The organism is Paraburkholderia rhynchosiae (genome assembly GCF_002879865.1).
Classification (GTDB): domain Bacteria; phylum Pseudomonadota; class Gammaproteobacteria; order Burkholderiales; family Burkholderiaceae; genus Paraburkholderia; species Paraburkholderia rhynchosiae.
The window spans coordinates 48,819-59,109 of record NZ_PNXY01000026.1 but is presented as its reverse complement, the minus strand read 5'-3'; the positions used below and the strand labels follow the sequence as shown (position 1 = coordinate 59,109).

Here is a 10,291-nt window from a genome sequence, read left to right as displayed (position 1 = left end):
GTGGGATTAGAGAATCCCTTTGACGAACACTTTCGAGACACCGACTGGAATCGCAGACGAGAAGGTCAGCGTGCGGCCGCTTAGCGTGAACTGATCGGCACCCTGCACGTCCGCATCGAACGTCACCCACAGGTGGGCCGCCGACTGGTAGCTTTGCGACAGCGTCAGCGATGTCGTCGTGCCCGGTGTGAAGTCCGCGGTCGCAGCAAATCCCGGCGTGCCGCCGCTGCCTTTCTCGTCGAAGATGGTCCCCCGCGTCGACGATGAGTCGGGGTATTCAGGCATGAACGCCAGCAGCGTCTCGATCCGCTTAAGGCGGGTGAGAACAGCTTCCAGCGCATCCTGCGGCACGACCAGCTGCACCATTTCATTGATGTCGGTCAGCAGCTTGCTGATGCTCGAATCGATTCCCTCGGCGGCGTCCACCGCTTCCAGCAGCTGCACGTCCTCGACCGATACTCCACCGTTGCCACCGTTGATCTGGCTGACGATGCCAAGCAATGCGAGATACCACTCCTTATTAACGAACACCTTCCCTGCATCATCAAAGGGATGTTTCTGCTTGGGAAGATTGGCGGTCACGATGTGCCCTGAACCGCATCTAGCTCGGCGCCGACGAAGACCGGCACGATCGGGGCAGTGCCCGACAGTTCAAAAACGCGGTTGCGCGACTTCCCGAGGTTCTGGAAGAGCAGACGGTGCGTCGTCTGGCCCGCTAGCCCCATGCTGCGGAACTGCTCGATCGGGAACGTGTGGCCGCCATCGTTCGAAATGCGCAGCGACACGGTCGGCTTGGCCGCCTGTCCAGTCTGGGGCGCCTGCCCCGTCTCGGCGAATATCTCGAGGTTCGAATAGAACACTTCCTTGCCTCGGTTGAGACCTTCAGGAAGCGCCTGCCACGATCTCACCCACTTGCGCGTCACTCCGTTATCGGTCGGCGTGTCGTCGTTGAAGACGTAGATATTTCCGTTCTGGTAGTCGCCGACCACGTTCATGCCATTGAAGAAGTCGGCGCAATTGCTGCGGTGGCGATGGAACTGGCCGAGGACCGGATCGTAGCTTGCGCGTTCGTGCCAAAGGTTGGTCGAGACGTCGAAGACGAACGTCATGTCCGCGGAGGGCAAGAGCAGCACATAGAACGAGTGCCCATTCGCCTGATACGAGTACGCGATCGCGTCGGATATAACCTCGGCACTCAGAACGCGCTCGATCGCGAACGTGGAAATGCGCTGCGGCTGATAGCCGTTGGACCGGTAGACGATGCCCTGACCGCGCTGGTCGGCGCCGAGCCAGAACACGGAGTTGTCGAGCAGCACCATGCAGTATGGTGACGCGAGTCCGGTCTCGACAAAAACGCCATCGACGCGCGCGAACGGGAAGTTCGAGCCGCCAGCGTCGTACCAGACCTCGGTGGTGTTGTCGCCGAACAGCCAGAGTTGGCGGTCCACCTGAATCAGGCCGACGAGCAGATCCGGTCCACCCTCCTTCGACGCGAAGTCGGTGCCGTCCCACACGCTTCCGTCATTCGACCCAGACACCCAGAACTGCTGCGTGTTTCCCTGGTTGACGATGAAGAAACTGTCGAAGAATGTCACGGTCACCGGGTTCGACGGGAATGCAGCGTCCGTGATCTGAGTGATGGTGGCAGTTGAGATCGTGATGAGGTAACCAGCCTGGCCGTCGACGATGATCACCTGAGACCCGTTGTCGGACATCGAGACGGGGCTCGTCGATGTGCCGATGCTACCGATCGTCGTCACCTTCAGAGCGGCATCTACCGAAAAAACCAGAAAACCGCTCACCACGTACAGCAGGTTTCTGACCGTGCGAACCCCGCGTATCGGCCCTGTTCCGCACGTACAGAGGAAGTCCAGTCCAGGGCATCCGCGCAGTGCCGCGATATCTCGCCCCTGCTTGCTCTCGTCGTTTTCGAGATACAGATTGACGCACCGCTGCGCATCCAGATTCTTCGAGAACGCCTGATAGGCGCCACCGAAAAATGGCGTCTTCATTCGTCACTCCCGAAGAACGGCGGGTCGCCGTCAGGCTGGAAGTAGAGCTGTGACGTCTCAGGGTCCTGATTGCGCGCCGTGGCGAGTGCAACCGTCGCTATGTCCTTCAGGTCCTGAGACACGGGGCGGCTGAACGCCGGTCCGCAGATAACGGAGAGTCCCGACGAGAGCGCGAGAAACCAGTTCTGCGGATAGTCAGGGTTGTCGGTCGGCTCGTTGAAGTCCTGAATCGGCGACAGAAACACGAAATGAAGGTACTTGGAGAGGTCCGCCGGATACGTATTGAGGTAGAGCATCCCATTGCCGAGTTGCCGCTCGTAGTAGAACGCGAGCGGATCAGACGCGGTGTTCGCGTCCATGTTGGTCGGCAATGCCTCCAGCGTGTCCAACGTCAGCCGCGTGAGCGGAATCTTCGTGTTCGATCTGTCGACCAGACTCCCGGTGAGGATTTGCAGCGGTTGAATCTGCAACGACGTGTAGTCGTAGACGAAGCCATTCGCGATCGCGGGGCTCGGCAGTCCGGGGCTCGGGATGGTCGCTGTCGAGCCGCTAAACGTCGCCGTGGTCCAGTAGATGCTGCCGTTCTGCAACAACACGCCGAAATGGTCGCCGTTCGTCATGCCGGTCGTCGACGCGATCGGGATCGCCGTCGCGCCGGCCGCGCAGTTCGCGGTGATCGTCGTGCGCGTGAGGTTCGACGCCCACCGGTCGGTGCTGGTGGGCCCGAGCGAATAGACCGATTTCGTCGGATCGAGAACGAGATCTGCGCGCTTGCGGCTCCAGACTTTCAGGCCCGGCGCAAAGTCGGCGGCGCCCTGCCACTGCTTGACCAGCATATTCAGCTTGCGCGCGGCGATCGCAAGTTGATAGGCGTTCGGCGTTTCACCTTCCGCGATCACGCCGAGGTTCTGCAGCGCATCGATGATGATGTCGTCTCGCGTGACGGTAAAAGAGACAGTGCCGCTCGTCGTCATGCTGCCGCCTGAGCGTAGTTGGAAGCGAAGTGAGCCTCCAGATTGCGACGCTCAAGCACCGGCACCATCACTTCCCACATCTGGTCGGCGGAGATGTCCGCCTGGCACGACGCGCAACCTGTTCGGTCATCACGCGGGCAGAACTCGAATCCGCCGGTGTGAAGCTGGTGACACGGATAGCACGCCGTATTCTTCGGCGTCAGCGAGAACGTGTTGATCCAGTGCTTCGTCAGGTTCTCGACGCTCGAATGGGAAAGCGTGACGATCTTCTTCACCGGCAGGTTCGCCGCGGCGTTCATCACGCCCGTCTCCGGCCCGATCAGCAGATCGGCCATAGCCGTGAACGTCAACGACTGACGGATGTTCCATTCGCCCGAGCGGCAGTGCACACGTCGCTCACTCTCCCAGCCCTGCTCGAGCATCTTGCAGATCTGGTCGCCGACGAGCACAAACTCGGCGTGTGGGTATTCAAGCAGCGTGCGCGCGATGATCTCGTCGAGGTACGGCCATGTCTTGTGCACTGACGAGCCGGCCAGCGACCACATGATCACGAACTTTCCCATGCGATCGCGCTGCGCGCGCGCCCACGCCTTCTCTTCGAGCGTCGGATAGAACTCCTGCCTCAACTCACCCGAGACGCCAGCCAACTCGTGCGTGAACTCGAGATAGTTGCGGTTCATGTACTTGTGGCGCAGCTCGTGTGGCCAACGATGGTTGGAGCGACCCGGCAGCGCGAGCCAGACACCTTCGATTGACTCCGACAGGTTGATGAACTTGTCGTAACGCTTCGACAGATGCGCCCAGAATTCGACCAGCTGATTGTTCGGCACCTGATCCTTGTCCTGTATGACGATCTCGTCGATGTTCGGATCGTGACGCACCACCTCTTCGCCGATCGGCATCGTGAACAGCGTCACGCGGTAGCCTTGCTCCTTGAGCAGCGGGAAGATCGAGCTCGCCATCATCAGGTCGCCGAACGCACCATAGCGCACGACCGCGCACGTCTTGCCTTCATACTTCGGCTCGATCGTGTGCAGCTTGCCCGCCTCTTTGCGGTACACCTGCAGGAACGAGTACTCGTCGCCGGCGTTGCGCTCCTCGTTCAGGAGCAGAGTCCATCCACCGTTGCGCTCCATGTAAGACACGATGTCGGTCGGCTCGAAGTCGTGGCGATGGTCCGGATTCGATCCAGGCTGGCCGATGTTCGGGTATAGCCGCTTGTGCGGCAGATACAGCACCAGATAGCCCCCGACCTTGATCAGGCGCCACCATTCGCGCAACGCGGCTTCGGCATCGTCGATGTGTTCGAGCAGGTGCGACGAGAACACGAAGTCCATGGAGCGCGACGCGAACATCGACAGGTCATCCGCCTCGGCCTGCACGTCCGGACGGATGTCGTACCCGAACACCTTGTGGTGACCGTTGTCGACGCCGATGAAGTGCGCGAACGGCTTCTGCGCGCCACAGCCGATATCGAGACCGCGGCCGCGCGTGTAAGGCACGATGTCCCATCGCACTTTGACCGCCTCGTTGCCTTCGGGAATGTCTTTTGACCAGACCATCCGCCGCTCCTTATTGACCCTTGGCGGTCTGCTTGTTGGTGGACTGGCGCTGCGCCTGCGTGCCGAGAGGCAACTCTTCCTGCTTCTCCTCGACGAACGGTTCACCGGTCGGGGTATAGAGTTGGCCGTTCTGTTCGTAGGCAGCGCCAGTCACGCCGTACACGAGACCGTGCGGCTTCTTCGGGTCAAATTTCATCGGGTCGATCCAATAAAAAAGCCGCCAGTCGGCGGCTGCAGTTGAGAAAAGAAAGGCTGCGTTACAGGCGATCGAGCACGTTGTTGCGCTCGACGAAGCCACCGGAATACTCCGGCTCGCCGGTGTAGTTCTGATAGCCGCCGTAAGCCGGTTCGTTCGTGTACATCGGTTCCCACGGCTCCATCGGCACGGTTTGGAACTGTTGATCGAGCGCGGCCTGCGACACGCCACTGCCGGGGTTGTTGCCGAAAGCGTTCTTCGCGTGCGCCATTTCGCCGGGCGGCATCTGGTTGAACTTCGATTCGCGATGCGTGACTCGCGCCGACTCATCTGACGCCCACGGCCCCGGATCCTTCTCGCGCGGCGGGTCCTGCTGATACGTCGGCATGTTGCCGGGGTTCATCTGATTCGGCTTCGGGCGATGCTGCTTCTGCACCGTGTAGCCGGTCTTCTGGGTGTAGCCGTTCGACATGGTCGACTCCAAAAAAGAGGGGGCGCCGAAGCGCCCCCAAACCACCGCACTGCCTCTTTACCAAGCCGCGCGCCTTACTCCTCGGCGCCGCTGCCCGGATAACCCAACGGGGTGATCTTCTTCATCGGCATCGGCCGGATATCTGCGTCCGGCTGGTTGTCGATGTCGTCGCCCGGCGGCATCACGTTGAACTTGGCATCGCCAGTCGGCGCGCCCTTCTTAGTGATGAAACCGCCAGTAACGAAGCCCGTGGTGTTCTCGTCGTTACGTCCTTTCATGATCTCTGCTCCTTACGCAGTGACGTTGGCGCCCGGCGCCGGCGAAGCCTCGTAAGCCAAGGCCGCCTTGCCCGTCGCGTCAGCGCCGGTTACCGCCACCAGCAGATCGCCCTGTGCAAGAGCGACACCGCCGGCGCTGGTCGAGAGCGGAACGTTCAACGTGGTGCCCGCCGCGCCGGTACCCAGTGTTGCGGTAGCCAGCGCCGTCGTCGACGTGCCGCTGATCTTGCTGAACGCCACCGTATTGTTCGCTGCCGATGTGCCGGCCGTGGTGACGGTCAACTGCGCCGAGAAAGCGAGTGATGCGGTGAAGGCAACGAACTTCGCGTACTGCGTCGTCGCCGCACCGCCGATCTCGCCCATCGACTCCGAATTCCGACTGGTGTAAGTCGGATTGTCGTAAGCCATGCTCTTCGTGGTCATGATGGCTCCTTAAGCCTGCGAGTCCCACTTCACGATCCGCACATTCTGCGAAAGCGTGGGGGCGTTGTGAACGATGCCGTAGCCGCCGAGGTAGTACCAGGCGACGCCCTTGGACCGGCCGTAGTCGGTTGGGATCTTGCCGCGCATTTCTTCCGGCACGGCGATTGCCTCGGCGACGGTGTCGTTACCGAAGAAGTAGATCCAGTTCGACGCGCCGACCGACCACGTCACACCGTTGATCGCCTTCGCGATGTTCGTCTGTTCGACGTAACGGGTGTTTTCGTAGCGGCCGATTTCGCCGTTCATGATCAACTTGAAGCCGGTCTCCGTGTACTGATGGATGCCTTCAAGGTTGTTCTTGAACGTGCGCAGCGTGGTCGGCCATGCGATCGCGTAGTAATCGTCGGCGATGTAGGCCGGGATGTTCCGCTCCTTCATGATGTCGACGATCGCTTTCGCGTGGGCGTTGGTGTACGCCGTCGAGTTCGTGCCGGTGACCGTGCCGTTGGTGAACAGCGTGACTGCCGACGTCGAGGTGCCGCCCGTCGGGATGACGCGCAACAGCGTCTGGTCGAACTGCGTCCAGGCGAGGTTGTCGAGCGTCTTCGTGCAGTCGTTCTTCAGCACGCGGTTGATGATGTCCGTGACAGGGAACTTCGACAGATCGTCGAGCTTGCCCGAGTACGGTACCGAGTTGCCGGCTTCCGTGATCGTCAGGGTGCCCTGCGTGATCTGGAAGTTGGTTTCCGGCATCGTGTTCGTTTCCGTCAGCGTGCCACCAGCCTGCGCCACATCGGAGAACACGTCGTACGTGAAGATGTCGCCCTTCTTCTTGCCTTGTTGCGACGCATCCTTCACGTCGCAGAACTGGCGAAACTTCACGAGCGGCTGCACCGACATGCGGAGCACCCGCGAGAGTTGGCGGCTATACATGTAGCCGCCGAGGCTATTAACAGCCCAGACCTGACCAGCCATGATTGAAAGCTCCTTTAGCCTTGTCCCCGGCGACGGCGCTGTTCGGCGATGTACGCGGCAGTCTCCTGCGCTTCAGTCGCCTCTTCGTTGCCTTCGTCGGGATTCACCGGCGCCACCGCACGCGCCGTCGGAATGACGGTCACGCTGGCTTTCCGGTCCACTTTGTCCTGTATTGCGTCCTGCTTGGGTGCAAGTCCATTCCGCCATTTCCGCAGGCCGTCACCGATCTCCTTGTAGAGGTCACGGTGCGGCCGAGAATCGCCTTGTGCGCGCGCGTCTGCTTCCTTCTGCATGAACACGCCACTCAGCAACGGATCGGCAAAGATGTCCTTGTATTCGTCCTTCACCCACGCTGCAGTCTCGCGGAACTCGATACGCGCATCGATCATCGAGGTAATCGAATGATCGTCGGTCCGGCCGCCTTTCCGCAGTTTTGCGATTGCCGCTCGGGCTTCTTCATCGCTTCCCAGCTGGATTGCGCGTGCGAGCGCGGCATCGTCGTCCTCAGCCTGTAGGGCATCGGATGGACGTTCGGCAGGCTGGGGCTTGCCGGTATTCAGTTCTTTCGCTTCCTTCAGGATCCGCGTCGCTTCCGCGATGCGCTCATCCGCAGTCATGTCCTTTTGCAGGTAGCGCTTGCCCGCGTCGACAACCTCCGACAGGGGCCGCTGCACTTCCTTGCCGTCGACGATCAGCGTCACCATCTGGTCGTCTTCATTCGCTGCAGCAGCCGCAGCGGCGGCAGCAGCCGCGCGCTCTTCGTCAGTCTGATGTTCGCCACCAGCGGCAGCGGCGGCCTCTGCCTCGGCCTGCTCGCGCGCCGCGCGCTCTTCGTCGGTCTCGTCTTCACCGCCAGCACTGGCCGCGCTCGCGTCGTCGTCATGCGTGCCGGTCCCGAACTGCTGATCGTGCTCGGTCGTGCCGGCGATCTGCTCGAGCCACGCGGCCCGATCATGGAACGCAAAGCGCACGCCGTCTTCAGCGGACGGGCCGCCACCAGCGTCATCGGGGTTTTCTTCGCGATACAGACGGCCAAGCATGCGGGCGAGCAGACGGTTCATTAATCTTCTCCTTCAAGAAGTTCGAGGGAATGACGACCCTCAGTGATGATTTCAGCGAGCCACTGCTGGAAGCTCTCGGCCCGCCAGATCTGGGACTGCAACTGCGAGATGCGGCGCTTGCGCCACGGTGAGATTCGCGAGAGCTCGTTGTACGCGGCGTTCGCCTGACCCTCGGCGATCGCGAGCACCGCTTCGCCGAGCTTGCTGCGGACGAACTTCTCGGCGTCTTCGCCGAGCTCAATTCGTGCTTTGAGAAGTTGATCTTCCACTGTTCACCTTGCTGATGCGGTCGAGGAGGCTTCCAATGACGAACTGGGCACTCTGGTGCTGGAGCCGCTCGCGCTCGATGGCGAGCCGTCCCTGCTGCACCTCGCGATGGGAGTCCGCGTTGATAGCCGCAGTCTTGACCTTCGCATCGTGATCCAGCGCCTTGGACTTGATCTGCTGCTGCAGCCCTTGTATTACCTGCTGCGCCTGCTGGAGCTGCTGCTGCAACTGGGCAATCTGCGGATCCTGCTGTCCGTCACCAAGGAACCGCTTTGCGTCCGGGTAGCCGAGCAAGCCGAAGATCTCCTTCACCGCCTCGCTCTTCATCGTGGGCGGAATGGCCTGATTGGCCATGATCTGGCCGATCTCGTTCAGGCCAGAGATCAACTTCTGCAGCTTGGCGTTCGGATCGGTCGCGCCCATGCCGACGTTCACCGTGATCGTCAGTTCATGATTGAGCAGTTCGTCTGTGACCTTGTCGATGCCGTAGCGCTGCACCAACTGAGCCTTCTCGGCCGCGATCGCCATCACCACCTGGTCGGTCTCATACTCCTGCTCGAGCTTCACCAGTTGATAGAGCACGCGCTCCACCCACGTCACGGTGACCGTGCGCAGCAGGTATTCGGTCATCTGGTTCGCGCCGGCACTCATCATCTGCATGCCGCGCGCGGTATCGGCGCCTTTCTTACCGTGCGGAATCTGCGCTGGGTTGAAGTCGCCGCCGATGCCGTCGAAGTCCAGATTCAGGAGGTTTTGCTCCTGATACGAAGATGACGTCACGTCCTGGAACGACATCTCCTTGATGTCGGCATTCGGATCGGTCGCCATCGTGATGCCGCCGGGCACATTGCGTACGAGGCTGCGCAGATCCACCTGCGCGCCGCGCTTCACCACGAAGTGTTTGTTCAGCACCAGCTTGACGTTGTCGAGCCGCTGATTGGCAATCTCGTTTGCCTCTTTCTGGAGGCCCTCGACCAGTTGCGGAACGCCGGACGGATACGTCTTGTGCGTCTCGATAATCGCGCAGCCCATCTCGAGCGGGCGCATTCCGTGGAAATAGACCTCCTTCAGAGGCTTCGGCTCAGTGAGCATGAACTCAGTGCCGAGCGTCCAGTAGACCCACTCCTTGCCTTTGCGGCGCACGAAGTTCTCGTGGCACCAGACGATGTCGAAGTCGGCTAGAGTGACCTTCGCTTCAGTCGTCGGGTCTTCACGCTTATTGGCGCGCGCCAGACGCGTCGTGTCGAGGCCTCGCGTCAGCGCCGATCGGATCACTGCATCGGAGGCCTTTTTCCACTTCGGCTGGCCGGTCTTATCGTCCGCCGCTTCCATCATTTCCTTCACGTCGTAGACGTACATCGGAACCATGCGGATCACGTACGGGCTCGAGTGGATCGGGTCCATCCAGTCGGCGGCCGCGTCGATGCGGATATTCTCGAGCGGCTGCAATTCGATGCACGGGCGGTCCTCGACCACGCTGTCATGCTGCGCGGCCTTCAGCACCGGCTGACCATTCTCGTCGTACTTGCCCTGCCCGGTGTCCTCGTCGACCTCGTGCACGTGGTGCGTTTTCTTCTCAGTCCGGTACCGCCAGTACTGGTAAGAGCACACCGCGCCCATCGTGGCCGCATCCTGAAAGCCACCCATCAGCACCTGGAACCACGGAATCGTCTTGGTGAGCCGGTACTGAACGAGGCTCTTGATCACCTGCGCCGACGCGACCTGTTTCGGGTCGCCCTGATTCATCGCCGTCGTGTCGATCACATCGACGTTCGAAAAAAAAGCCGCGCAGGCGGCGGCTTCAATCTTGCGGATCAGGGTCCGAGTCTTCGGGCGGTACACCTTCGAACGGTGCCGGAAGGCGTCGGTGTTGTATTTCGAGTCCGGCGCGTGGCGCGACTGGAAGGCGTACAGCGCCTTCGTCCACTCGTTTCTCAGATTGGAATCCAGATAGGACGTCGACTGCTCGTAAGCCTCAGAAGCGATCGACAGCCAATCCGGCGAGCCACTGCCAGCGGCAGCTTCGCGCTTGGCGAGATCGGGTGGGGTCGGGCCGGCGACTTGGTACATA

General features: G+C 61.1%; 12 protein-coding genes. All 12 read right to left on the bottom strand.

From position 1 onward, the window contains the following. Window positions 1–6: 6 nt before the first annotated feature. On the bottom strand, window positions 7–582 hold the full coding sequence (locus C0Z16_RS28155; protein ID WP_102635334.1) for a hypothetical protein: 576 nt from the start codon (window positions 580–582) through the stop codon (window positions 7–9). Beyond that, entirely contained in the window at window positions 579–2,012 is a 1,434-nt protein-coding gene (locus C0Z16_RS28150) for a packaged DNA stabilization protein (protein WP_102635333.1), read from the bottom strand. The genes C0Z16_RS28155 and C0Z16_RS28150 overlap by 4 nt, the downstream gene beginning before the upstream one ends. Next, window positions 2,009–2,986 carry a hypothetical protein gene (locus C0Z16_RS28145; protein WP_102635332.1) on the bottom strand — a complete coding sequence of 326 codons (978 nt, stop codon included), beginning with the start codon at window positions 2,984–2,986 and terminating at the stop codon, window positions 2,009–2,011. Before C0Z16_RS28145 ends, C0Z16_RS28150 begins: the two co-directional genes overlap by 4 nt. Further along, complete coding sequence (locus tag C0Z16_RS28140; protein WP_102635331.1) at window positions 2,983–4,548, bottom strand: methyltransferase domain-containing protein; 1,566 nt, start codon at window positions 4,546–4,548, stop codon at window positions 2,983–2,985. The genes C0Z16_RS28145 and C0Z16_RS28140 overlap by 4 nt, the downstream gene beginning before the upstream one ends. 10 nt (window positions 4,549–4,558) lie before the next feature. Continuing rightward, window positions 4,559–4,744, bottom strand: a complete 186-nt coding sequence (locus C0Z16_RS28135; RefSeq protein ID WP_102635330.1) for a hypothetical protein — start codon at window positions 4,742–4,744, stop codon at window positions 4,559–4,561. 61 nt (window positions 4,745–4,805) lie between these two features. Beyond that, window positions 4,806–5,216, bottom strand: coding sequence for a hypothetical protein (locus tag C0Z16_RS28130; RefSeq protein WP_102635329.1), 411 nt, complete (start codon window positions 5,214–5,216; stop codon window positions 4,806–4,808). Window positions 5,217–5,290: 74 nt separating this feature from the next. Continuing rightward, window positions 5,291–5,494: a hypothetical protein gene (locus C0Z16_RS28125; RefSeq protein ID WP_102635328.1), complete on the bottom strand. Its 204-nt coding sequence runs from the start codon at window positions 5,492–5,494 to the stop codon at window positions 5,291–5,293. 12 nt (window positions 5,495–5,506) lie between these two features. Beyond that, complete coding sequence (locus C0Z16_RS28120) at window positions 5,507–5,917, bottom strand: hypothetical protein (RefSeq protein ID WP_102635327.1); 411 nt, start codon at window positions 5,915–5,917, stop codon at window positions 5,507–5,509. Window positions 5,918–5,926: 9 nt separating this feature from the next. Then, the gene (locus C0Z16_RS28115) at window positions 5,927–6,892 is read right to left on the bottom strand and encodes a hypothetical protein (RefSeq protein ID WP_102635326.1); all 966 of its coding nucleotides are present in this window, start codon (window positions 6,890–6,892) and stop codon (window positions 5,927–5,929) included. A gap of 14 nt (window positions 6,893–6,906) precedes the next feature. Beyond that, window positions 6,907–7,953, bottom strand: a complete 1,047-nt coding sequence (locus C0Z16_RS28110) for a hypothetical protein (RefSeq protein ID WP_102635325.1) — start codon at window positions 7,951–7,953, stop codon at window positions 6,907–6,909. Next, window positions 7,953–8,222, bottom strand: a complete 270-nt coding sequence (locus tag C0Z16_RS28105) for a hypothetical protein (protein ID WP_102635324.1) — start codon at window positions 8,220–8,222, stop codon at window positions 7,953–7,955. Before C0Z16_RS28105 ends, C0Z16_RS28110 begins: the two co-directional genes overlap by 1 nt. After that, a complete protein-coding gene (locus tag C0Z16_RS28100) occupies window positions 8,191–10,290 on the bottom strand; it encodes a portal protein (protein WP_102635323.1) in 2,100 nt (699 codons plus the stop codon). The genes C0Z16_RS28105 and C0Z16_RS28100 overlap by 32 nt, the downstream gene beginning before the upstream one ends. Window position 10,291 lies beyond the last annotated feature (1 nt).

Excerpts from the sequence above, each read along its gene's own strand:
- C0Z16_RS28150 (WP_102635333.1), bottom strand. The coding sequence starts at position 2,012 with ATGAAGACGCCATTTTTCGGTGGCGCCTATCAGGCGTTCTCGAAGAAT.
- C0Z16_RS28145 (WP_102635332.1), bottom strand. The coding sequence starts at position 2,986 with ATGACGACGAGCGGCACTGTCTCTTTTACCGTCACGCGAGACGACATC.
- C0Z16_RS28140 (WP_102635331.1), bottom strand. The coding sequence starts at position 4,548 with ATGGTCTGGTCAAAAGACATTCCCGAAGGCAACGAGGCGGTCAAAGTG.
- C0Z16_RS28135 (WP_102635330.1), bottom strand. The coding sequence starts at position 4,744 with ATGAAATTTGACCCGAAGAAGCCGCACGGTCTCGTGTACGGCGTGACT.
- C0Z16_RS28130 (WP_102635329.1), bottom strand. The coding sequence starts at position 5,216 with ATGTCGAACGGCTACACCCAGAAGACCGGCTACACGGTGCAGAAGCAG.
- C0Z16_RS28125 (WP_102635328.1), bottom strand. The coding sequence starts at position 5,494 with ATGAAAGGACGTAACGACGAGAACACCACGGGCTTCGTTACTGGCGGT.
- C0Z16_RS28120 (WP_102635327.1), bottom strand. The coding sequence starts at position 5,917 with ATGACCACGAAGAGCATGGCTTACGACAATCCGACTTACACCAGTCGG.
- C0Z16_RS28115 (WP_102635326.1), bottom strand. The coding sequence starts at position 6,892 with ATGGCTGGTCAGGTCTGGGCTGTTAATAGCCTCGGCGGCTACATGTAT.
- C0Z16_RS28110 (WP_102635325.1), bottom strand. The coding sequence starts at position 7,953 with ATGAACCGTCTGCTCGCCCGCATGCTTGGCCGTCTGTATCGCGAAGAA.
- C0Z16_RS28100 (WP_102635323.1), bottom strand. The coding sequence starts at position 10,290 with ATGTACCAAGTCGCCGGCCCGACCCCACCCGATCTCGCCAAGCGCGAA.